Annotated in this window: 22 protein-coding genes and 1 riboswitch; of the genes, 17 read left to right on the top strand and 5 right to left on the bottom strand. The window is 55.4% G+C overall.

Annotated elements, in window-relative coordinates; all coding sequences use genetic code 11:
- Nucleotides 1–7 precede the first annotated feature (7 nt).
- Nucleotides 8–1,207, bottom strand: coding sequence for an HD-GYP domain-containing protein (locus I6L46_RS03620; RefSeq protein WP_216977421.1), 1,200 nt, complete (start codon nucleotides 1,205–1,207; stop codon nucleotides 8–10).
- 168 nt (nucleotides 1,208–1,375) lie between these two features.
- On the opposite strand from I6L46_RS03620, the gene rsuA reads away from it, so the two are divergent.
- Nucleotides 1,376–2,068 (top strand): 16S rRNA pseudouridine(516) synthase RsuA, encoded by a 693-nt coding sequence (gene rsuA, locus I6L46_RS03625; protein WP_069555270.1) that lies wholly within the window; start codon nucleotides 1,376–1,378, stop codon nucleotides 2,066–2,068.
- 19 nt (nucleotides 2,069–2,087) lie between these two features.
- Here rsuA and I6L46_RS03630 read toward each other — a convergent pair whose 3' ends face one another.
- The gene (locus I6L46_RS03630) at nucleotides 2,088–2,987 is read right to left on the bottom strand and encodes a DMT family transporter (protein WP_216977422.1); all 900 of its coding nucleotides are present in this window, start codon (nucleotides 2,985–2,987) and stop codon (nucleotides 2,088–2,090) included.
- A gap of 156 nt (nucleotides 2,988–3,143) precedes the next feature.
- Here I6L46_RS03630 and I6L46_RS03635 point away from each other — a divergent pair, with 156 nt between their 5' ends.
- Both I6L46_RS03635 and yfcE read left to right on the top strand, forming a co-directional pair.
- Nucleotides 3,144–4,787, top strand: a complete 1,644-nt coding sequence (locus I6L46_RS03635; protein WP_216977423.1) for a peptide ABC transporter substrate-binding protein — start codon at nucleotides 3,144–3,146, stop codon at nucleotides 4,785–4,787.
- Nucleotides 4,788–4,797: 10 nt separating this feature from the next.
- Entirely contained in the window at nucleotides 4,798–5,340 is a 543-nt protein-coding gene (yfcE, locus tag I6L46_RS03640) for a phosphodiesterase (RefSeq protein WP_216977424.1), read from the top strand.
- A gap of 36 nt (nucleotides 5,341–5,376) precedes the next feature.
- Here yfcE and I6L46_RS03645 read toward each other — a convergent pair whose 3' ends face one another.
- From I6L46_RS03645 to flgA, 3 genes are all read right to left on the bottom strand, one after another.
- Nucleotides 5,377–5,793: a flagella synthesis protein FlgN gene (locus I6L46_RS03645; protein ID WP_040066163.1), complete on the bottom strand. Its 417-nt coding sequence runs from the start codon at nucleotides 5,791–5,793 to the stop codon at nucleotides 5,377–5,379.
- Entirely contained in the window at nucleotides 5,790–6,110 is a 321-nt protein-coding gene (gene flgM / locus I6L46_RS03650; RefSeq protein ID WP_005334177.1) for a flagellar biosynthesis anti-sigma factor FlgM, read from the bottom strand. Before flgM ends, I6L46_RS03645 begins: the two co-directional genes overlap by 4 nt.
- A 91-nt stretch (nucleotides 6,111–6,201) precedes the next feature.
- On the bottom strand, nucleotides 6,202–6,885 hold the full coding sequence (gene flgA, locus I6L46_RS03655; RefSeq protein WP_216978005.1) for a flagellar basal body P-ring formation chaperone FlgA: 684 nt from the start codon (nucleotides 6,883–6,885) through the stop codon (nucleotides 6,202–6,204).
- Nucleotides 6,886–7,029: 144 nt separating this feature from the next.
- On the opposite strand from flgA, the gene I6L46_RS03660 reads away from it, so the two are divergent.
- From I6L46_RS03660 to mgtE, 14 genes are all read left to right on the top strand, one after another.
- Entirely contained in the window at nucleotides 7,030–7,941 is a 912-nt protein-coding gene (locus I6L46_RS03660; protein WP_005334174.1) for a chemotaxis protein CheV, read from the top strand.
- Between the two features lie 17 nt (nucleotides 7,942–7,958).
- On the top strand, nucleotides 7,959–8,783 hold the full coding sequence (locus I6L46_RS03665; protein ID WP_005350656.1) for a protein-glutamate O-methyltransferase CheR: 825 nt from the start codon (nucleotides 7,959–7,961) through the stop codon (nucleotides 8,781–8,783).
- 295 nt (nucleotides 8,784–9,078) lie between these two features.
- A complete protein-coding gene (gene flgB / locus I6L46_RS03670; protein WP_005334169.1) occupies nucleotides 9,079–9,477 on the top strand; it encodes a flagellar basal body rod protein FlgB in 399 nt (132 codons plus the stop codon).
- The gene (flgC, locus tag I6L46_RS03675; RefSeq protein WP_005350658.1) at nucleotides 9,477–9,896 is read left to right on the top strand and encodes a flagellar basal body rod protein FlgC; all 420 of its coding nucleotides are present in this window, start codon (nucleotides 9,477–9,479) and stop codon (nucleotides 9,894–9,896) included. Before flgB ends, flgC begins: the two co-directional genes overlap by 1 nt.
- Before the next feature lie 15 nt (nucleotides 9,897–9,911).
- A complete protein-coding gene (locus I6L46_RS03680) occupies nucleotides 9,912–10,652 on the top strand; it encodes a flagellar hook assembly protein FlgD (protein ID WP_042052947.1) in 741 nt (246 codons plus the stop codon).
- Between the two features lie 10 nt (nucleotides 10,653–10,662).
- Complete coding sequence (gene flgE / locus I6L46_RS03685; protein WP_042052946.1) at nucleotides 10,663–12,000, top strand: flagellar hook protein FlgE; 1,338 nt, start codon at nucleotides 10,663–10,665, stop codon at nucleotides 11,998–12,000.
- 142 nt (nucleotides 12,001–12,142) lie between these two features.
- Entirely contained in the window at nucleotides 12,143–12,889 is a 747-nt protein-coding gene (gene flgF, locus I6L46_RS03690) for a flagellar basal-body rod protein FlgF (RefSeq protein ID WP_005334159.1), read from the top strand.
- A 14-nt stretch (nucleotides 12,890–12,903) separates the two neighbouring features.
- Nucleotides 12,904–13,692 (top strand): flagellar basal-body rod protein FlgG, encoded by a 789-nt coding sequence (flgG, locus tag I6L46_RS03695; protein ID WP_005334158.1) that lies wholly within the window; start codon nucleotides 12,904–12,906, stop codon nucleotides 13,690–13,692.
- Between the two features lie 14 nt (nucleotides 13,693–13,706).
- Entirely contained in the window at nucleotides 13,707–14,378 is a 672-nt protein-coding gene (gene flgH / locus I6L46_RS03700; protein WP_005350662.1) for a flagellar basal body L-ring protein FlgH, read from the top strand.
- A gap of 8 nt (nucleotides 14,379–14,386) precedes the next feature.
- A complete protein-coding gene (locus tag I6L46_RS03705) occupies nucleotides 14,387–15,484 on the top strand; it encodes a flagellar basal body P-ring protein FlgI (protein ID WP_005350664.1) in 1,098 nt (365 codons plus the stop codon).
- Between the two features lie 43 nt (nucleotides 15,485–15,527).
- Nucleotides 15,528–16,601 carry a flagellar assembly peptidoglycan hydrolase FlgJ gene (gene flgJ, locus I6L46_RS03710; RefSeq protein ID WP_201992780.1) on the top strand — a complete coding sequence of 358 codons (1,074 nt, stop codon included), beginning with the start codon at nucleotides 15,528–15,530 and terminating at the stop codon, nucleotides 16,599–16,601.
- 3 nt (nucleotides 16,602–16,604) lie between these two features.
- A complete protein-coding gene (gene flgK / locus I6L46_RS03715) occupies nucleotides 16,605–18,608 on the top strand; it encodes a flagellar hook-associated protein FlgK (RefSeq protein WP_216977425.1) in 2,004 nt (667 codons plus the stop codon).
- Nucleotides 18,609–18,612: 4 nt separating this feature from the next.
- Nucleotides 18,613–19,821: a flagellar hook-associated protein FlgL gene (gene flgL, locus I6L46_RS03720; protein WP_216977426.1), complete on the top strand. Its 1,209-nt coding sequence runs from the start codon at nucleotides 18,613–18,615 to the stop codon at nucleotides 19,819–19,821.
- A gap of 181 nt (nucleotides 19,822–20,002) precedes the next feature.
- Nucleotides 20,003–20,172: riboswitch (M-box (ykoK) riboswitch) on the top strand.
- Nucleotides 20,173–20,294: 122 nt separating this feature from the next.
- Complete coding sequence (gene mgtE, locus I6L46_RS03725) at nucleotides 20,295–21,638, top strand: magnesium transporter (protein WP_164537144.1); 1,344 nt, start codon at nucleotides 20,295–20,297, stop codon at nucleotides 21,636–21,638.
- Nucleotides 21,639–21,666 lie beyond the last annotated feature (28 nt).

Consider the following 21,666-nt stretch of genomic DNA (forward strand, 5'->3'; position numbering starts at 1 on the left):
TGAGGGATTAGAAGAAGTTGGCGAGGTTGATGCCAAACTCTTTGGGGTCGACCGTGTTTTCGATGCTCTCCTGCACCCCTGACTTGGCCAGATCCAGCCACTGCACATCAAGGTAGTGACGCTGGGTGGCGTGATAGATCACCTTGACCACCGGCTTGAGCGGCTGCTGCTCGTTGCGCTGCATCACGATAGCCAGGCGCTGGTTTGAGAGCTGTACCAAGGTTCCCACCGGATAGACCCCCATGCACTTAATGAACTTGGTGACCAGTTCGGCATCAAAGTGCTGATTGACCCCCTTGAGCAGAATGCGGAAGGCCTGGGTCGGTTGCATACCTGCTTTGTAGACCCGATCCGCGGTGATGGCATCATAGACATCGACGATGCCGCTCATCCGGGTATAGAGAGAGAGCTGCTCCCCCTTGAGTCGCTGCGGGTAGCCGGAGCCATCGAGCCGCTCGTGGTGGTTGGCGGCCACTTCCAGCATGGTGGGGGTGATGCCAGGGGTATTGCTGAGGATCTCGTAACTGTGCACCACATGCTGACGCATGATGGCGAACTCCTCATCGGTCAGTTTGCCCGGTTTGTGGAGCACCTCGTCCGGGGTCATGATCTTGCCCACGTCGTGCAGCAGGCCACCCAGGGTCAGCTCCTTGAGCACGCTGCGTTCCAGTCCCAGATAGCGGCCGAAGTTGGCCAGCAGAATGGCCACGTTCATGGAGTGCTCCATCAGGTAGGCATCCTTGGCGCGAATACGGGCCAGACAGAGCATGGCATCGCCGTGGGTGAACATGGTGTCCACCATCTCTTCGGCGACTTCGGCCAGCGGGGTGATGTCGATGGGTTCACCCGCTTTGAGATGGCGAATGAACTTGCCTTGCAGCTCGCGCGCTTCCTGATAGAGGCGGCGGATTTTAAGCTCCCGTCCTTCGCCGTTGGCACTGGCCCGGCGCCCTACCTGGGCGCTGTTGGCATTGAGATCGGGGGAGGTAACGGCGTCACTTTCGGCACTGCCCAGTTTGCTGCGAGCCAGATCGATGCGCACCGTGAGTACCCCCTGACGCACCAGATTGGCAATTTGCGCCACGCTGGTCACCAAGCCCATCTGGGCGATCTCCATCCCACCTGTCTGGCTGGCGATAGCAATGACATACATGCCGGGTTTCAGCTGGTTGACGGGAATGACGGGATAGGATGCTTGAGACTTCATGAGGGCTTCCTGACTCTTATTATTATGAGTATCGTTCGGATGGGTCACACCGGAGAAGTGTAACATCGGATGACCAATTCGTCATAATTGGCAACCCCTTAACAGTGGCGTTGTCGCCCCCGCCCGATATAATGACGCCCCTTTACTTGTTGGACTCCGAGGTTGTGAATGCGGCTTGATAAATTTCTGTGCGATTGTTCCGATTTGACCCGCTCGCTGGCAGGCAAACTGATCCGTCAGGGCGAGGTCATGGTGGATGGCATTGTGGTCAAGCAGCCCGCCTTTCATATCAATGAGCAGAGCCAGATCGAGTTTGACGGCGTGCTGCTGACGCTGGAGCAGCGCAACCGCTATTTCATGCTGCACAAGCCGGAAGGTTACGTCTGCTCCAACGAGGATCCGGATCACCCGACCGTCTTCTTCCTGATGGATGAACCGGCGATGGGCAAGCTGCACGTAGTGGGTCGCCTCGACCTCGATACCACGGGTCTGGTGCTGGTGACCGACGATGGTCAATGGTCCCACCGCATCACCTCACCGCGTCACGAGTGTGCCAAGACCTATCACGTCTGGCTGGCCGATCCGGTAAGCCCGGATGCGATCGCGCTGTTCGCCGAAGGGGTCTACCTGCGTAACGAGACCGATAAAACTCGTCCTGCCCAGCTGGAAATTCTAGGCGAGTGCGAGGCCCGCCTGACCATTCATGAAGGCAAGTACCATCAGGTCAAGCGGATGTTTGCCTCCATCGGCAACAAGGTCGTTGGCTTGCATCGCGAGCGGGTGGGCGGCCTGACGCTGGATGAAGAGTTGGCACCCGGTGAATACCGCGAGCTGACCGTTGAGGAGATTGCCCTGTTCTGATCTGGGATGGTGCCGGGTGTCAGTGAGTGCTGAAGCCCAGCACCAGCGCGGTGCCCAGGGTGGCAATCAGTGCCCCCGCCCAGGCGGCAATGGATGGCCGCTCCCCCGAGTGCCACCACAATAGCGGCAGCAGCAGTACCGGCGTGGTGGAGGAGAGAATGGCCACCATGCCCACCTCGCCCTGCCGCAACGCCATTAGGATCAGCGTCATCCCCAGCCCCATCGCCAGAAAACCGTTGGTGGCAATCATGGCGAGGATCTGGCGATTGACCGGTTTGAGCGGCATGGCCAGCGGCAAGCGCCCCAGCCGAAGGACGCAGTGGGCCAGCAGGGCACTGCCCATCCGGATACCCGATGCACTCACCGCATCCACCTCACCACTCATCATCACCGGCTTGGCGATGATGGCTCCCACGCTCTGACACAGTGCCGCCGTCAGGCCAAGGCCAATTCCCAGCGCCAGATTGCCACGGATCTGCTCCCACTCGTTGCTGCTACTGCGTCTGCCAAACAGGATTGCCAGCATCACGCCAGCAAAGACCAGCATGGCCCCCAGCAGTCGCCAGCCCGTCAGCTGTTCATTAAAGAGCCAGATCCCAAGCAGGGCGGAAAACAGCGCATGGCAAGAGAAGAGCAGGGCACTGCGTCTTGGCCCCAACCGGTTCATGCAGGCAAACAGCGCCGTATCGCCCACGAAGATGCCGACCAGCCCCGAGATGGCGAGCAGGGGCAGGGCGCTTGCGGTGAGGGTTTGCCAGCCACCGGTGAGCAGACTCATGGTGCCGAGCATCAGGCTGACCAGAAACATGCGCCAGCGGCTATAGGCAAATGCGCCGAGATGACGGGCCGGTTTGACCGAAATTAACGCTGCAATTGCCCATAAACTGGCCGACGCGAGGGCCAGCCACTCATAACCCATAAAAACTCCTGAAAAAATTAACCCGAAAGACTCCATCTCCCGGGCAAGCCCGATACAATACGGGGCGTTTTCGGGGATAACAAGAGCGGCATCAGGCATTCATCAGGCGCGCCGTCGGCCTTCCCCTCCTGCAGTGGTTTTATTCGAGGTTTTGTCATGAGGTATGGTTTCTTCCCCAAGCTGGCGCAACGCTGGCTCTCCCCGCTATTGCTTGCCGTGCTGGCAGGGCCACTGGCCCATGCCACCACCGTTGAGCAGCAGCCTCTGCTTGCCGATCGGCAAACCCTGGTAAAGGGCAACGGTGCCGAGCCGGAGTCGCTGGATCCGGCACTGGTGCGCTCCGGTTTTCCGGGGGAGGCGGTACTGGTCGATCTGTTTGAAGGGCTGGTCAGTGATGATGGGCAGGGGAATATCGTCCCCGCTCAGGCCCAGCGCTGGGAGGTGAGTGAAGATGGGCTGGAGTGGCGATTTTTCCTGCGCCCCCAACTGAAATGGTCCAATGGCGAGCCGCTGGTGGCCGCTGATTTCGTCTATGCATGGCGCCGTCTGCTCGATCCGGCCATCAACTCCCCTTCTGCCGGATTGCTGCTGGCCACGGGGATCAACAATGCGCAATCCATCTATGCCGGCGCGCTGGAGCTCGGCAATCTGGGCATTGAAGCGCAAAGCGATCAGATCCTGAAAATCACCCTGGAGCGGCCGGCTCCCTATTTCCTGCAGCTCATCAGTCAGCGCCCCTTTGTGCCAGTCAACCAGAAGGCGATAGCCAAATTTGGCAAACAATGGACCGAGCCCGGCAAGCTGGTGAGCAATGGTGCTTACCGGCTGGCAAGCTGGACGCCAAACGAGCAGATAGAAGCCGAGCGCAACATCCACTACTGGGATGACCTTCACACCCGTATCGGACGGGTCACCTATCTGCCTATCACCTCGCAACATGCCGAACGGCTGCGCTATGAGGCTGGTGAAATCCAGCTCACCAACAAGGTCTCCCTCGGCTATTACCAGAAGATGAAGCGCGAGTCTCCGGAGCGGCTCTGGGGCTTGCCGCTGTTTGGCACCTATCTCTATGCGTTCAATTTGAAGCGACCCGAACTGCAGGATGTGCGGGTGCGTCAGGCGCTCTCCATGGCGGTTGATCGACAGCAGCTCATTGGATCGGTGAGCGGGCAGGATGAACAGGCGGCATGGTCGCTGTTGCCGGAGATGCCGGGTTACCCCCGGGTGATATTGCCTGTGGCGCTTGAGGATATGCCAACCCGCCAGGCCAAAGCGGCAGCGCTGCTGTCAGCGGCCGGGTATAACAGTGCCAATCCACTCAAGCTGAGCATTACCTACAACAGCGCAGAAACCCACAAGCAGATGGCGATGGCCATTGCCGCCATGTGGCAGAAGCTGGGGGTGGGGGTACAGGTCACTCTCAACAGTCTGGAGTGGGGCGCCTATCAGGTGGCCAAGGATAGCGGTGATTTTCAGGTGGCCAGAAGCTTTCTGTTTGGCGATTACGTGGAGCCGTCAGCCATGCTGGGCAGCTTCCGTTGTCAGGATCTGCGCAACGAGAGCGGCTACTGCAATCCCGATTTTGATCTGTTGCTGGAGCAGGCAGCCAATACGCTGGACAGCGCGAGCCGTGTTGAACTCTACCGGCATGCCGAACAGTTGCTGCTTGAGGAGGCGCCGATCCTCCCCGTGTATCATTACAATCAGATGAGACTGGTCGATCCCGCGCTGCGAGGGCTGCCCAGCCAGAATTTGAAAGGGACGATTGCCACCAAGGATCTCTATTTCAGCCCGCAGTGAGGAGCATTTCATGAAACTTGCCATCATTTCCGACATCCACGGCAGCATCATTGCGCTGGAGCGGGTGCTGACCCAACTTGAGCCCTGGCAGCCGGATCACTATCTGCTGCTCGGCGATCTGCTCAACCATGGCCCGCGTAATCCTCTGCCGGAGGGGTATAACCCGGCTGCAGTGGCCGATCGGCTCAACGAGTTGGCACCGCAGATCATCGCGGTGCGGGGCAATTGTGATTCCGAAGTGGATCAGATGCTGTTGCGTTTTCCCATCACCGCCCCCTACAACCAGCTGCTGGTCGATGAGCGGCGCTGGTTTGTCAGCCATGGTCATCTTTATCGCCCGGACGAGGTACAACTGCCGGAGGGTAGTCTTTTCCTGAGCGGTCACACCCATGTGCCGGTGCTGGAGTGGCAGGGAGAACGGATCTTGATGAACCCGGGGTCGATCTGTTTCCCGCGCGGCGAGTTGCCTGCCAGTTACGGGAGCTATGAGGACGGAGTACTGCGCGTCAATGCGTGTGAGGACGGGCGAGAGCTGTTGCGACTGGAGCTTTAAAACGGAGAGCAAAAATGCAAGGCCTGATAAGAGATGTCAGGCCTTGATACCGTAGGAGCGGGTGCCAGAGCGAGTGTTACCCTTGGCGTCATAGGTCAGGCTGTTGCGATCGCGCAGCTGACTCAGAAAGGTTGCCAGACGACGGTTGGAGACGATGCTCAATTCAAGCAATCGACCGTTGATATCATTTTGTGCCTGGCAGGCATCCAGTTTTGCACGAAGCTGCGCCATCTCGTCGGGATAGGCTGCCAGCTGCAGTGCCAGTTCCGGCATCTCTGCCAGTGTCTTGTCCAGAGTTTCTATCGCAGCAAGCAACTGCTGTTTGCGCTCGGTCAGTGCGGGCAGGGCCAGTGCCTGATGCTGTTCGAGCAAGCTGAACTCTTCTTCCAGAATGCCTTGCATCTGGCTGAGGTAATCATCTTGGGTGTGCAGTAACGAAGGTAAATCCATCATCCCAGAACTTTGTCCAGATTGGCCTCGAAACTGAACATCTTCTTGGCCACAGCGTCGCTGTTAACCTGATATTCACCACTCGCGACGGCTTTTTTCAGCCGTTCGACCTTGCTCTCATTGCCGGTCGAGGCGGTATTGAGGTTTTGTTGCATCTTTTGCAATTGTTGCGCCTCACTGGTCAAGGAGACGGAGTCCAGCTTGACAGTAGCCGCTTTGTTTTCGGGCGATGAGGTGACTGACTTGCTGCCTGTCCCCTGGCTATTAGCGGTATTTTGCAACCGATTATTCGCCAAGTTGTTGATATTGTTGATGGCCATTTTAGTTACCTTCGTCTGCTTTAAGGTTTGCTTACCTGTTTATCGGCGCGGCAGATCAAAACTTTAGAAAAAAGTTGTCAAGGATCCGGATTTAAAAAGTGACCGATACGGCACCTACTGCACTGACTTTACCCTCAACGGTTTTGCCGGAGCGAATATTGATGAGTTTGATGATCTCTCCGAAGCTGCCATCTTGCAAGGCTCGGGCCATGGTTTTGATCTGGAAGTTGCTATTTTCTGCCGTCAGGGTGACCTGATCCCCTTTGCACACGACACAAACCTGGCTCAAACGGATGGGTTGCCCCGGTTTTAGCTCCCGCTTGCTGCGTACTCCGACAAGAGGGGCTGTGTCAGTCAGGTAGTCGCCGCGGATCAGGGTCTGATCCTGATAGGCCAACACCAGCTGGCTTTCACTCAGCAGGTCCCCCTTGGCGATGGGGTTGGTCACAGTGACATAGGGTTTTTGAATGCTGACCCGCACCGGGAGATAGACGTCCCAGGGCCTCTCTTCCTCACATTTAAGGTAAACTGTTGTATTACGGCGAATTTCCATTTTTGCTGGTAAGCTGATAGTGAGCAGATCTTCGCAGCGGGTCAGTGGGAGCCGTTCATCCAGCGTGGCAGAGGTGACCTCGGCTCTGGCATCCAACGGAATATCCAGCTGGCTGTAAACGAACTCTTGTGCCTTTTCTTGCAGATAAGTAGTGACGTCCGAGGCGTAGCTGGAAGATATGCTGCCAAAAAAGAGGCTGATGAGTAAAAGTCGGTTAATCATTTTCGCTCGTTGGTCGATAAGTTGTTCACGCATATCACCATATTTAACTATGATTGCTTCAGAATCTGTTCGTTGTCACATCGATAGTCTGACGCAATCCATCACGCATGCATGATTAATGCCAAGCGTTTTTAGGGAGTGTTTATGGCCAGTATCCTGGACTCGGTCAACCAACGTACCCAGCTAGTGGGGCAAAACCGGCTGGAGTTGTTGTTGTTTCGTCTCAATGGACGTCAAAGATTTGGCATCAACGTATTCAAAGTGCGTGAAGTGTTGCAGTGTCCCCCCTTGACCGTGATGCCCAAATTGAACTCCTGCATCCGCGGGGTCGCACATATTCGTGGCCAGACTATCTCGGTCATCGATCTCAGCATGGCAGTTGGTAAACGCCCGATTGATGATCTGAGCAAATGCTTCATTATCATCTCCGAGTACAACCGCTCTATTCAGGGTTTTCTGGTGCATTCGGTCGAGCGCATCATCAATATGAACTGGGAATCCATCCTGCCTCCGCCCAAAGGTGCGGGTCGCATCAACTACATGACAGCCGTGACTGAAGTCGATGGCGAGTTGGTCGAAATCCTTGATGTTGAGCGGATATTGAACGAAATTTCGCCGGTTGCAACGGATGTTAGTGAGGAGCTGGTTCAGGCCAGTGTCGACCACCCGACTCTGGGGCGTCCTGTTCTTGTTGCGGATGACTCCTCAGTGGCACGCAAACAGGTACAACGTGCGCTTGAGGCCATCGGTGTCGAGTGCGTGTTGGCAAAAGATGGCCGCGAAGCATTGAACATGCTGCTGGAAATGACCAAAAATGGTCCTATCAAGGATCAGGTTGCGCTGGTTATTTCGGATATCGAAATGCCGGAAATGGATGGCTATACCTTCACTGCCGAGATCCGGAATAATCCCAATCTCAAGGATTTGCATGTTATTCTGCATACCTCGCTCAGTGGAGTATTCAACCAGGCAATGGTGCAGAAAGTTGGTGCGAACAATTTTATCGCCAAGTTCCAGCCTGATGAATTGGCCAAGGCCGTACAAAACGCACTCTAATAAAGAAGAACAGCTGCATGAAGACACTTTCGGACGACTTATACAAACAGTTCAGCAACTTTCTGGCGGTACAGAGCGGAATTGTGCTGGGGGATAACAAACAGTATCTGGTGAAGAGCCGTCTTTCACCTTTGATGGCTCAGTTTGGCATCGAGAGTCTGTCTGATCTGGTTACCCGTGCAATGAGTGTGCGAGAGCGTGACCTGAAAATGGCCGTAGTAGATGCCATGACGACCAACGAGACCCTCTGGTTTCGTGATACTTACCCGTTTCAGCTTCTTACTGACAAGATTTTCCCCGAGTTGGGGAAAAGTGGCCGCCCCATCAAGATCTGGTCAGCCGCTTCCTCGTCAGGTCAGGAGCCCTATTCCATTGCCATGACGGCACTGGAGCAGCAGATGAAAAAGCCGGGTACCTTGCCTGGTGGCGTGCAGATTGTCGGGACGGATATTTCGACGACCATGCTCAATCAGTGTAAGGAAGGCGTTTACGATAGCCTTGCTCTGGCGCGCGGTTTGTCACCGGAGCGCAAGAAGATGTTTTTTGAGCCTTACGGTGACAACAAGATGCGGGTTGCCGAGCGAGTCAGAAAATTGACCACCTTCCGGCCACTCAACTTGTTGGAGAGCTATAGTCTGCTCGGCAAGTTTGACATTATTTTTTGCCGTAACGTGCTCATCTATTTTGCGCCGGAAGTGAAGTCGAAGATCCTCAACCAGTTTGCTGCCAGTCTCAACCCCGGTGGATATCTGATGCTGGGAGCGTCGGAGTCACTGGCCGGGTTGACCGATCGGTTTGAGATGATCCGCTGTAATCCGGGGATTGTCTACAAGGTCAAATAGGCTTGAGGGCCCTGATATTCGGGGTCTGCCGAATATTGCCAGTTCATGCAAAGAGGGAAGCTACGAGCCTCCCTCTTTCTTTATCTACAGCTCAGTCTTTCTATTTACCTACCATATCTCGCCACTGCAAAAGTGGTTGAAACCTTAAGGTGGCCAAATGATGCCGTCTGACTCAATGCACGAGATGCTCCTGCCGTTTTCGGTCTGAAATGTGCTCATACCCAAACCATCGATCTGAGTGATTTGCTTATGGCACGCCTCTTGCAAACAAAATAAACCAAGCAGGAGGTGTGCTATGGCTCTTTCATTTGACAAGGCATTCGGTGTGCATCAACACACCATAAGCGTTCGCGCCAAGCGTGCTGAGGTGCTTTCCAGCAATATTGCCAACGCAGATACCCCGGGCTTCAAAGCCAGGGATATCAATTTTGCTCAGGCATTGCAGGAGGCCCAGTCGCATCAGGGGTTTGGTTTGGCAACGACCAGCGAAAAGCACTTTGCCTTGAATATGGACGCCCCAGGTACCGTGCAATATCGCAACCCGCTGCAACCGGATACCGGTGACGGCAATACAGTCGATGTGCAGCAGGAGCGCAGCGAATTTCTGCGCAATAGCCTCGAGTATCAAACCTCCCTTGAATTTATGAATAGCAAAATCAGTGGCCTGCTCAAGGCCCTGAAAGGAGAGCAGTGATGAGTTTGTTCAAGGTCTTTGACATAGCAGGCTCGGCTATGAGCGCACAGTCAGTGCGCCTCAACACGGTTGCCAGCAACATGGCCAACGCGGACAGCGTCAGCTCCAGTGTGGAAAATACTTACCACGCCAGGCGGCCAGTCTTTGCCGCCCAGCTCGATCAGGCGATGTCTGACAAGCAGGGCTCGGTCGGGGTTGAGGTGAAGGGGATTGTCGAGAGCAAGGCGCCACTGCTCAAGGAGTACAACCCCAACCACCCGATGGCGGATAAAGACGGTTTTATCTTCAAGCCAAACGTCAACATGGTTGAAGAGATGGCCGACATGATCAACGCCTCGCGCAGCTACCAGACCAACGTACAGGTTGCAGATTCGGCCAAGAAGATGCTGCAGCAGACGCTCCAGCTTGGCAAGTCCTGATAGGAGGGATGCAGCATGGTCGATACAACCAATAATGTGAACGGCATCAGCCGTACCACGACCCAGACGACAGGCAGCACAACGGCGCCGAAGAAAGAGCTGGATCAGGCTTCATTTATGAAGCTGCTAACAATGCAATTATCGTATCAAGACCCCTTCAAGCCTGTCGACAATGCCCAGATGCTTTCCCAAATGGCGTCCATGTCAACTTCGGAGGGGATTAGTAGTTTGTCTACCCAGATGGGGAAACTCAATGACCAGATGATTTCCAGTCAAGCCCTGCAAGCATCCTCTTTGGTAGGTCAAAATGTGCTACTGCCAAGCAATATAAGCTATTTAGACAAAGAGGGGCCACTATCAGCAGTCGTAGCGGTTGGCACTACTAATAAATATGCGAATATCAAAATCACTATCGAAGACGAAAAGGGACAAGTTATCAAAGAGTTTCCTCTGGAAGGAGAGCAAAAAGGTAACGTAGAAGTTGCTTGGGATGGTACAGACAAGGCTGGTAACCGAGTTTCTGCAGGCAAGTATGTCGTCAAAGCCAGCGGTACTCTTGATGGCAAGTCGGAAAATATTGCTGCATACGCTTATGCCAAAGTGGATAGCGTTGCCTTGGGCAATGCCACCAACCCGACCCGCCTCAACTTGAGAGGGCTGGGGAGCGAATATCTGAACAATATTTTGCAAATTTCAGGCACCAATTCAAATCCGACGGTTACACCGTCAAAAACCACGTCGACAGCATCGATCTAAGGAGCTGGATATGTCATTTAACAATGCCTTGAGCGGTGTCAACGCGGCACAAAAAGACTTGAACGTCACCGCTAACAACATTGCCAACGTTAACACCATGGGCTTTAAAGAGTCCCGTGCCGAGTTTGCGGATGTCTACGCCAACTCCATCTTTGTCAATGCCAAGACTCAGGTCGGTAACGGTGTGGCGACCGGTGCGGTTGCCCAGCAGTTCCACCAGGGGGCGCTGCAATTTACCAATAACGCGCTGGACCTGGCGATTCAGGGGAATGGATTCTTTGTGACCTCCGATGGCCTGACCAACCTGGATCGCACCTATACCCGTGCCGGCGCCTTTAAGCTCAATGAAAACAGCTATATGGTCAACAATCAGGGCCATTACCTGCAAGGCTATGAAATTAATCCTGATGGTACGCCCAAGGCGGTCAGTATTAATGCGACCAAGCCTATTCAAATACCTGATAGGGCTGGTGAGCCTAAAATGACTTCATTGGTGGAGGCAAGTTTTAACTTGAGTATCGATAGTAAAACAAAGCCTACTTTACCCGCTAATTTTGATCGCACTAACTCGTCAACATATGCTCATTCAACATCTGTAACTATTTATGATTCCCTTGGTGCTCCCCATACAATCACCAAGTATTTTGTCCGCCATGAAGATCCGGCCAATGCGGGGCAGCCTTTGAACCCGGGAACTTGGAGTATGTTCATGTATGAAGGAGACAAGCCTATAAATATTAATGGTGGTACGGCGAGTCCAGGTGCAGGTATTCCCACTGGTCTGCAGATGACATTTACTCCCTCGGGTAAGCTGGATACAACCATACCGGTTGCGCCTATCAAGACTGTTGCGTTGGGCAATGGCGCTGGTGGAGCAGGGATTATCAATAATGGTGCAGATCCGACTCAGACGTTGGAAATTCGTCTTGGGACTGTTACCCAATACAACTCACCTTTTGAAGTCAACAAATTGACTCAGGATGGTGCGACAGTGGGCCGTCTAACAAAGGTTGAAATTACGCCAGACGGTGTTGTTTCTGCCACATACAGTAATGCTACGACGTTAAAAGTGGCTATGGTTGCGCTGGCCAAGTTTGCCAACTCGCAAGGATTGACTCAGGTTGGCGATACATCCTGGCGGCAGTCCTTGCTCTCAGGGGATGCATTGCCAGGCACTCCTAATTCAGGTACGTTTGGTGGCATAAAATCTTCAGCGCTGGAGCAGTCCAACGTGGATTTGACCTCGGAGCTGGTGGACTTGATCACTGCCCAGCGTAACTTCCAGGCCAACTCCCGTTCTCTGGAGGTCAACAGTTCGCTGCAGCAGACCATCCTGCAGATCCGTTAATCGCGCAATAAATGATAATGAGAGGGGGCTTGGCCCCCTCTCTGTTTCTGTCGCATTCCCATCCTCCTTCCCCCCATATTTCTGCTGTTGGCACTCTAATTGCATTTCTCCTGTCAGAGTCATCTGTTTGACGGAGAATTCCATGGACCACCTGCTTTATATCGCCATGTCTGGGGCCAAAGAGACCATGAACAGCCTGGCTGTTCGGGGCAACAACCTTGCCAATGCCAATACCACCGGTTTCAAGTCTGATTTTGAGCAGGCCAGAAGCATGCAGGCGTTCGGAGAGGGCTTGCCAAGCCGGGTCTTTGCCATGGCTGAGCGTCCGGGTCAGAACTTGCAGCATGGCATGCTGATGACCACCGGACGGGATCTGGACGTGGCGGTGGATGGTCCTGGCTGGATTGCCGTTCAGGATCCCAAGGGCGGTGAGGCCTATACCCGCATGGGGAATTTGCAGGTCAATGCGACCGGCAATTTGCAGACCTCGACCGGTCTGAATGTGGTGGATGACGGTGGTCAGCCCATCGTGCTGCCGATGCCGATGGAGAAACTCGAGATCAATCGGGATGGCACCATCAGCGGTCGACCGGAAGGGGCTGCCGCCAACTTGCCGGAAGATTTCCAGCGGATCAAGCTGGTCAACCCGGCCGCCGATGCGGTGGAGAAGGGGCAAGATGGTCTGTTTCGCCGCAAGGATGGTCAGAATGAACCCGCCTCTGCCAATGTCGGCCTGATTGCCGGCTCCCTTGAGGGGAGCAACGTCAATGTGGTGGATGAGATGACCAACCTGATCCGGCTGCAACGCCAGTTTGAAACCCAGGTCAAAATCATGAAGACGGCCGAAGAGAATGATGAAGCTCAAACCCAACTGCTGCGAATCAGCTAATCAAGGAGTTACCTATGAATCCCGCACTCTGGATCAGCAAGACCGGGTTGGATGCACAGCAGACCAATATTTCGGTCACTTCGAACAACCTGGCGAACGCCAGCACCGTGGGCTTCAAAAAGTCACGGGCCATCTTTGAAGATCTGCTGTATCAAAACATCAACCAGCCCGGTGGCCGCTCCTCTGCCGATACCGAGCTCCCCTCCGGCCTGATGCTGGGGGCGGGTGCCAAGGTGGTGGCGACCCAGAAAAACCACAGCCAGGGCAACGTGCAAACCACCGACAACTCGCTGGACCTGATGATCAGTGGTCGTGGTTACTTTGAAATTCAGCTGCCGGATGGTAGTGCGGCCTATACCCGCAACGGTCAGTTCACCCTCAACGATGAAGGGACCATCGTGACCCCGGGTAATGGCTACCCGCTGCAACCGGAAATCCAGATCCCGGAAAACGCCCAGAGCGTTACGGTGGGTGAAGATGGTCAGGTCTCGGTGCAGCTCAAGGGCGATGGCGCTTCTCAGGTCGTCGGTCAGATCAACATCTCCGACTTCGTCAACGCCAGCGGCTTGCAGCCGATGGGGGAGAACATGTTTGTCGAGACCCAATCCAGTGGTGCTGCCGCTCAGGGGACTGCCGGTGCCGATGGCTTGGGGGTGATCAAGCAGGGGATGCTGGAGACTTCCAACGTCAACGTGACCGAAGAGCTGGTGAACCTCATTCAGGCTCAGCGGGTCTACGAGATGAACTCCAAGGTGCTCTCCGCCGTGGACGGCATGATGTCCTTCCTGATCCAGCGTACCTAATTAGGAGGTGCATGATGAAAGCCGTATGGATGCTGGGATTGCTGGTGCTGGGAGGGTGTAGCAGCACTCCCAATACGCCCAAGCCTGATGATCCCGAGTTTTCCCCCGTCTACGGGGAGTCGGAGCCGGTGTCGGTGCGACCGACAGGGGCGATTTTCCAGCCGGATCAGGTCAATGGCATCTATTCGGATATCAAGGCACACAAGGTAGGCGACATCATTACCATCGAGTTGTCGGAGTCGACCTCCGCCTCGAAAAAGGCCAATACCCAGAGTGGCAAGAATAACAAGTTCAATCTGGACCCGGTCAAGTTGGGTGGCGTGCCCGTGACCGCCAGCCCCTATGATCTCTCAGCCTCCATTGCTCAAGACAGCGCGTTCAAGGGCCAGGCCAAGGCGGATCAGAGCAACAGCCTGCAGGGCAATATTTCGGTCAGCGTGGCCAAGGTGCTGCCCAACGGCAATCTGGTGGTGCGCGGCGAGAAGTGGATCATGCTCAACAATGGCAATGAATATATCCGGATCACCGGCCTTATTCGCCCGGAGGATGTGACATCTGATAACAGCGTTTCGTCCCAGAAAGTGGCCAATGCCCGCATTTACTACGGTGGTACCGGCGATCTGGCCAATAGCCAGGAGCAAGGGTGGCTTACCAGCTTTTTCAATGGTCCCTGGTGGCCGCTCTAGGAGATGTTATGAAGTCACTCCGTCTTGTCACTCTGCTTTGCTGTCTGCTGCCCTTGGGTGTAGCCAATGCGGCCCGGATCAAGGACATCAGCTCGGTTGAAGGGGTGCGTAACAACCAGCTGATTGGTTACGGTCTGGTGGTGGGGTTGCCCGGCACTGGCGAGAAGAACAACGCCTTCACCGAGCAGACCTTCCGTACCATGCTCAACAATTTTGGCATCAAGGTGCCGGATAACATCAAGCCCAAGATCAAGGATGTGGCGCCGGTGGCGATCCATGCCGACCTGCCCCCCTTCTCCAAGCCGGGCCAGACCATCGACGTGACGGTCTCTGCCATCGGCGAGGCCAAGAGCCTGCGGGGCGGCACTCTGCTGCAAAGCTTCTTGAAAGGGCTCGATGGGCGGGTTTATGCGGTTGCCCAGGGCAGTCTGGTGGTCGGTGGTCTGGGGGCCGAGGGGGCTGACGGTTCCAAGGTAGTGATCAATACCCCGACCGTCGGGCGGATTGCCAACGGTGCGACCGTGGAGCGGGAGGTGCCCAACTCCTTCAGTCAGGGGGACACCATCACCTTCAACCTTAACCGACCCGACTTTACTACAGCGCGCCGTCTGGCCGATGTGGTCAACGATCTGGTGGGGCCCAATACCGCTCAGGCGCTCGATGCTACCTCGGTCAAGGTCTATGCCCCGCGGGATCCGGGTCAGCGCGTCTCCTATCTCGCCACCATCGAGAATCTGGAGGTGGATCCGGCCAACGAGGCGGCCAAGATCATCGTTAACTCCCGCACCGGCACCATAGTGATCGGCAGTCAAGTCAAGCTCAAACCGGCGGCCATCAGCCATGGCGGGTTGACGGTGACCATCGCCGAAAACCAGCAGGTCTCCCAGCCCAACCCGTTGGCGGGAGGAGAGACGACGGTGACCAACAACTCGACCATCAATGTCCAGCAGGAGCCGGGGCGGATGTTCAAGTTTGATACCGGTGCGACCCTGGACGATCTGGTCCGGGCGGTCAATCAGGTCGGGGTCGCCCCCGGTGATTTGATGGCCATCCTTGAGGCGCTGCAGCAGGCAGGCGCCATCGAGGGGCAACTGGTCATATTGTAACAAGCGGCAAGTGGTTGCCACGGGTGGCAATGAGGTAAGCAAAATGGCGGAGTTTGACAGCAACAGCGGCATGAATCTCGGGATGGTACAGGACATCAAGAACCTGGACCGTCTGCGCCAGATGAGCCAAAGCAAAGAAGGGCAGGCCGAAGCGCTCAAGAGTGCGTCACGCCAGTTCGAGTCAATCTTTACCCAGATGCTGTTTCAGAGCATGCGTCAGGCCAACGGGGTGTTGACTCAGGACAACCCGATGAACAGCAGCTATACCCAGTTCTATGAAGGGATGCTTGATGAGCAGCGGGTTGCCGACATGTCCAGCAAGGGAGGGCTGGGATTGGCTGACATGGTGGCCAAGCAGCTCTCTCCCGAGACCTTTACCCATCAGGATGGACGGGTGCTCAAGATGCCGCAGCGTACCGAACGGACCTACAAACCCTATCAGCCACCCACGGCCGCTGCCGATGATTTGATCGCGGCATCAAAAGTTGGCAAAGATTTTGCTGAAAGAGAGATGACCGAGGGGGTCAAGGAGAGCCACGCACTCACTATGCCCCGTCGACCGCACCGCAGCATTCCGCCCATGGGACGCATGACCAGCGAAGAGGGCAGTGCCACCGGTAGTGGGGGCAAAGAGTTCGATACACCGGAAGAGTTCGTTAATCGCCTGATGCCGCTAGCCAAGAAAGCGGCCGACAAGTTGGGGTTAAGCCCGGCGGTACTGGTCGCTCAGGCGGCACTGGAGAGCGGTTGGGGCAAGCGGGTGATCAAGGATGGCGAGGGGCAGGTGACCCATAACCTGTTTGGCATCAAGGCCGATCCACGCTGGGAAGGGCCAAAGGCGGTGGTCAGCACGCTCGAGTATGAGCAAGGCGTCGCCTCCCGCCAGAAAGCGGCATTTCGCTCCTATGAGTCGTTTGAAGAGAGCTTCAACGACTATGTGGACTTCCTCACTTCCGGCTCTCGCTACAAGGGAGCCCTGGCGAAGGTGGATAGTCCCGATCGCTACTTTGAGGCGCTGCAACAGGCGGGTTATGCCACCGACCCGCACTACGCCAGAAAATTGAAACAGGTATTGCGCAGTGATGCCATTGCCCAATACAACGAGATGGAGCTGTAACGTATGGCAAGCGACCTGCTTGGGATTGGTTCATCGGGCGTGCTGGCACAGCAACGCCTGCTGCAGACCACCAGTAACAACATAGTGAACGTCAATAGCCAGGGCTATGTGCGTGAGCGTACGCTGGTGTATACCAATACCATCGGTCTGGGGACCGGTGACATCAAGACCCAGCGGGTGATCAACGACTATATGCAGGGGGAGGTGCGCCGTGATACCTCTGCCTATCATGCCTCCCTGACCCATTATGAACAGCTGGCTGGCGTTGACAGCTTGCTTGGGGATACCAGCAACAGCGTGGGCGCGGCCATCACCTCCTACTTCAAGTCATTTCACTCTGCCAATGAATCGCCTGCCGAGATCGGTGGGCGCAAGGTGGTGATGACGGAGTTGAGTGGCATGGTCAACCGTTTTCATACCCTCTCTGCGCAGCTCGACAAGCAGAGCGATACCCTCAACACCCGCATTGAAGATGAAACCAAGCAGGTCAACAGCCTGCTCACCAGCATCAATGATCTTAATCAGGCCATCATCCGTACCCAGGGGTCACCCGAAGAGAACCTGATGCTGTTTGATCAGCGGGATGAGGCGATCCGCCAGCTGTCGGAAAAGATGGATATTCGCACCGTAGCCCAACCCAACGGCAGCATGCTGGTCAATATGAGCACCGGCCATTCGCTGATCCTCGATGGGGGCGTCGCCCAGTTCAAGGTGATTGCAGGAGATCCTGACTCCCGGGATCAGGAGCTGCAACTGACTCTGGGGGATAATCAGGCAACCATCGACCACGATACGTTTGGTGGCGCCATGGGGGGGCTGTTCAAGGCGCGTACCGACCTTGAGCCTACCAAGCGCGAACTGGGGCAGCTGGCCGTGGCGATGGCCGATGCGATGAACCAGCAGAACCGCCTCGGGATGGATCTGGATAACGAGATTGGCGGCGATATTTTCACCCTGCCTACCAGCAAGGGCTTACCCTACGGCAATAACACCGGGACGGTCGGGGCGAATGTCAGCTTTGTGCCGGGCAAGGGGACATCAGTGACCCCGTTTGATTACGAAGTGCGCTTTAGCAGCGCCACCGGTTATGAGGTGTTCTCGCTGGACAAGTCTGGTAATCGTACCTCTGTGAGCACGGGGACCATGCCGCCAGCGACCTTTGAGCTGCCCGGACACGGGATCTCGATCGATCTCACCGGCACGCCGGCTGCGGGTGACAAACTGTTGCTGCAACCCACCAAAAGTGCGGCCGCCGGTCTGGGTCAGCTGATCACCCGACCGGAAGATTTGGCCCTGGCCTCTCCGCTTAAAGCGGAAAAGACCACCAATAATGGCGGCGGGGCGGATATCAAACTGGGTGGCGTATTCAATACAGGTGCGGGGTCAGGTTTTGGTACCAATAGTCTGAGCCCGACAGCGCCTCAGGTGGTCAAAATCGATGGCAGTGGTAACTATCAGGTGTTTCAAGCCGATGGCACTACCTTGATTGGCACGGCCCCCGCGAGCAGCAAGGGGCAAAACCTGATGTCTGCGATCGTCAACCCTTTCCCCGCCGGAGCCGCAGTCTATGCCAACCCGAAACAGGCCCCCGGCTACGAGTTCAGCATCACCGGCACGGTGGATGCCGGTGACAGCTTCAAGCTCAGTTACAACAGCAATGGCTTTGCCGATAACAGCAATGGCCTGGTTCTGGCCGAGCTGCAAAACAAGGATCTGGTGCGCAAGAGCACCAATGGCGGGACGACCAACGACAAGATGACCTTCAATCAGGCCTATTCCGGGTTGGTGATGGAAGTGGGTAACAATACCAGTCAGGCAAAAACGCTGCTCAAGGCCAATGAGTCCAAGCTTATCCAGAGCACCGGCATCTTTGAAAGCGTGTCAGGGGTCAATCTGGAGGAGGAGGCGGCCAATCTGATCCGCTTCCAGCAATCCTATGCGGCATCGGCGCAAATCGTCAGCACGGCCAAAACCATTTTCGATACACTGCTCTCTTCCGTGAGGTAACGTCATGCGCATCACCACCAACATGATCTACGACCGGAATTTATATTCCCTCAACAGTGCCAACGAGCGGTTGAATACTGCCTATCAACAACTGCAAACCGGCAATAAATTTCAGACAGCTGGAGAAGATCCCGCAGGGATGAGTCAGAAGATGGCACTGACCAAGGAGATTGACCTGTTCAAGCAGTACAGTGTCAATGGCAGCTTGCTGGAAAACAGCCTGGGGCATGAAGAGACAGTATTGGATTCTCTTAATTCGGCGATGCTCAGTGCCCAGACCCTGATCCAGAAGTCAAATAATGGCGCTATCAGCATGGATGATCGCAAGGCCATCGCCAGCGAGCTTGAAGGGTTGCAGCAGCAGATGTTCGACCTGATGAATAGCAAAAACTCATCGGGTGAATTTATATTTGGTGGCAATCAGAGCAAGACCCAGCCATATATAAAAGACGTCAACGGAAAATATATTTATCAGGGTGATCCAGGTCAGCGAAATATTCAGGTCTCACCCACAGTACAAATCGCTGCCAATGATTCCGGGCAGGATCTGTTTGAAATCGTGGCGACCAGAAGAACCGCCAGTGCAACCACCGCAAATATCAAGGTCGGGATAGGCGATCAGGGTAACTTTGATAATTTCTATAAGTCCAATTATAACTCGGCACTGCCCAGCAACACTTATACCGTATCAACCACCATAGGTCCGCCTGATACCTATGATATCAAGGATGCCGGTGGCAATACGTTGCAAACGGGTAACTACACTGCTGGCACCAAGATCCCCTTTAATGGTCTGGAGTTGACCCTTGATTTGCCTGCAGGTGGTGCGGCTCAGCAGTTTGATCTTAATCCACCGAAGAATGACAACATATTGAATGGTATGTCGGATTTTATTACCGCCTTGCGTGATCCTGCTATTACCGCTGACAACTTTGCGCTGGAAGTAGCCGATGCCACCGTTCATATGAAAAATGCCCGCCTGAATATCGATCATGGGTTGGGTGAGTTGGGCGGCAGGATGAACAGTCTCGAGGCAGTCATGGATTCTAACGAGGGGTTGAGTACCCTCAACACCGAGGCGAGAGCCAAGGTATCGGAAGCGGATCTCTATGAAGTGATTTCCGCGCTGTCAAAAGAGGATGCGGCATTGAGTGCCTCGCAACTCTCTTTCAGCAAAATAAGCCGTCTGACACTATTTGACTATATTCGCTAATTAAAGAAGGGCCCCTTTGGGGCCTTTTTTTGTCCAGACTATGAAAATTGGTTTCGTGTCATCTCCTGCCAATTGTAACAAGCTGTTGCCGTTGCCAATTTAATGGTGGTTGCGGGGTTGACCTCCCTGCGGGATTGGATAATCATGCCGCCCGCACAACAGAGGGTTGTGCGAATTATTTGCAGCATCTCGTTAGGCGAGGCTCCTGTATAAACACAGGCCACTGATCTCACGACGTCCAGAGACGCCCAAGATCAGGACAGTTTTCATCGGATTAAGGTGTAAACCCAAGTGGCTTCCGGCATACCGGATACGTTATACAGTGCTAAAGCTGGTACGTGGGGATGATGACACGCCGAACGGCGTCATTTCCTGCCTATTACTCGTCAATCAAATTGCTGTTTTCTTGTCGTTGCCTCCGGCTATTTCCGGAGGCATTCAGGCTCGCCTGAAATCACATGAGGATATCTGTGATGAAGAAAACACATACCATTCTTAACCGTCACCAACTGCTCGATCTGGCCGCCCTGCAGGGTTGGCTGGAACATAATCTGGATCCGGTTCAGCGCGCCGATCAACTGCTGACCCTGCGTCCGGAAGAGCTCAACTGCATCTTTGATACCCTGCCAATCCCGCAAGGGGCCGAACTGCTCGGCTCACTCTCGGCCGAGAGTGCCGGGCGCCTGTTGCAGCGGCTCCATGGCAGCATCGTCAGCGTGTTGCAGGAGGCTATTCCCCGCCGTGATATGGTCGCCATCCTGCGCAAACTGGGTCGTCAGGATCGCACAATGTTGCTGGCTCGCTTCCCGACCCAGGCGCAGGCCATGTATTACTCCCTGCTGGATTGGCCCACCGAGTCGGTGGGGGCCAACATGCGCCACGAATATCTGGCGGTGCGGGAGGAGGACACGGTCGGTCACGCCAAACAGCTGATCCACGATGCCTGGGACAATGCCCAGCTGTTTCGCCATATCTATGTGGTCAACGGGGATGGTCGTCTGCAAGGGAGCCTCTCCCTCAAGACCTTGCTGATCGCTGACCCGCTGGCCAGCGTCGCGACCCTGATGGATCGGGAGACTGTGCGGATCAACGCCCGTGCGGATCAGGAGTTGGCAGCGCGCCTGCTGATCGACCGCGACCTGTCGGTATTGCCGGTCGAGGATCAGGGGCGACTGGTCGGTATTTTCCACGTTGATGATGCTGCGGATATTCTGGAGCTCGAATCCACCGAGGATGCCGAGATGCAGGGTGGCTCCTCGCCACTCGATACTCCCTATCTGCAGGCGACTCCCTGGCAGCTGTGGCGCAAACGGGTGGGCTGGCTGCTTATCCTGTTTGTGGCGGAAGCTTACACCGGCACCGTGTTGCGGGCATTCGAGGAGCAGCTGGAAGCGGCCATTGCGCTGGCCTTCTTTATTCCGCTCCTGATCGGTACTGGCGGTAACAGCGGCACCCAGATCACCACCACCATAGTACGAGCCATGGCGGTCGGGGAGGTGAGTCTGCGCAATCTCGGCACAGTGCTGAAAAAGGAGCTCTCCACCGGTCTGCTCATCTCGGGTGCCATTGCCATGGCGGCCTGGGTACGGGCATGGAGTCTCGGCGTCGGTCCCCAGATTGGCATGGTGGTGACCTTTACCATCATCGCCATCGTGCTCTGGAGTGCTACGGTCGCGTCCATTATTCCCATGGTGCTGCGCCGTTTCCGCATCGATCCGGCGGTGGTCTCTGCGCCATTCATCGCGACACTGGTGGATGGTACCGGCCTTATCATCTACTTCGAGATGGCCAAGTGGTTGTTGCCCGAGTTGCAGTAACCGGGAGATTGAGATGAAAAAGGCAGCC

It is taken from the genome of Aeromonas sp. FDAARGOS 1416 (assembly GCF_019048085.1).
GTDB classification, from domain to species: Bacteria; Pseudomonadota; Gammaproteobacteria; order Enterobacterales; family Aeromonadaceae; genus Aeromonas; species Aeromonas veronii.

Bases quoted from the DNA above. Each gene is read 5' to 3' on its own strand.
- I6L46_RS03620 (WP_216977421.1), bottom strand. From the start codon at position 1,207: ATGAAGTCTCAAGCATCCTATCCCGTCATTCCCGTCAACCAGCTGAAA.
- rsuA (WP_069555270.1), top strand. From the start codon at position 1,376: ATGCGGCTTGATAAATTTCTGTGCGATTGTTCCGATTTGACCCGCTCG.
- I6L46_RS03630 (WP_216977422.1), bottom strand. From the start codon at position 2,987: ATGGGTTATGAGTGGCTGGCCCTCGCGTCGGCCAGTTTATGGGCAATT.
- I6L46_RS03635 (WP_216977423.1), top strand. From the start codon at position 3,144: ATGAGGTATGGTTTCTTCCCCAAGCTGGCGCAACGCTGGCTCTCCCCG.
- yfcE (WP_216977424.1), top strand. From the start codon at position 4,798: ATGAAACTTGCCATCATTTCCGACATCCACGGCAGCATCATTGCGCTG.
- I6L46_RS03645 (WP_040066163.1), bottom strand. From the start codon at position 5,793: ATGATGGATTTACCTTCGTTACTGCACACCCAAGATGATTACCTCAGC.
- flgM (WP_005334177.1), bottom strand. From the start codon at position 6,110: ATGGCCATCAACAATATCAACAACTTGGCGAATAATCGGTTGCAAAAT.
- flgA (WP_216978005.1), bottom strand. From the start codon at position 6,885: ATGATTAACCGACTTTTACTCATCAGCCTCTTTTTTGGCAGCATATCT.
- I6L46_RS03660 (WP_005334174.1), top strand. From the start codon at position 7,030: ATGGCCAGTATCCTGGACTCGGTCAACCAACGTACCCAGCTAGTGGGG.
- I6L46_RS03665 (WP_005350656.1), top strand. From the start codon at position 7,959: ATGAAGACACTTTCGGACGACTTATACAAACAGTTCAGCAACTTTCTG.
- flgB (WP_005334169.1), top strand. From the start codon at position 9,079: ATGGCTCTTTCATTTGACAAGGCATTCGGTGTGCATCAACACACCATA.
- flgC (WP_005350658.1), top strand. From the start codon at position 9,477: ATGAGTTTGTTCAAGGTCTTTGACATAGCAGGCTCGGCTATGAGCGCA.
- I6L46_RS03680 (WP_042052947.1), top strand. From the start codon at position 9,912: ATGGTCGATACAACCAATAATGTGAACGGCATCAGCCGTACCACGACC.
- flgE (WP_042052946.1), top strand. From the start codon at position 10,663: ATGTCATTTAACAATGCCTTGAGCGGTGTCAACGCGGCACAAAAAGAC.
- flgF (WP_005334159.1), top strand. From the start codon at position 12,143: ATGGACCACCTGCTTTATATCGCCATGTCTGGGGCCAAAGAGACCATG.
- flgG (WP_005334158.1), top strand. From the start codon at position 12,904: ATGAATCCCGCACTCTGGATCAGCAAGACCGGGTTGGATGCACAGCAG.
- flgH (WP_005350662.1), top strand. From the start codon at position 13,707: ATGAAAGCCGTATGGATGCTGGGATTGCTGGTGCTGGGAGGGTGTAGC.
- I6L46_RS03705 (WP_005350664.1), top strand. From the start codon at position 14,387: ATGAAGTCACTCCGTCTTGTCACTCTGCTTTGCTGTCTGCTGCCCTTG.
- flgJ (WP_201992780.1), top strand. From the start codon at position 15,528: ATGGCGGAGTTTGACAGCAACAGCGGCATGAATCTCGGGATGGTACAG.
- flgK (WP_216977425.1), top strand. From the start codon at position 16,605: ATGGCAAGCGACCTGCTTGGGATTGGTTCATCGGGCGTGCTGGCACAG.
- flgL (WP_216977426.1), top strand. From the start codon at position 18,613: ATGCGCATCACCACCAACATGATCTACGACCGGAATTTATATTCCCTC.
- mgtE (WP_164537144.1), top strand. From the start codon at position 20,295: ATGAAGAAAACACATACCATTCTTAACCGTCACCAACTGCTCGATCTG.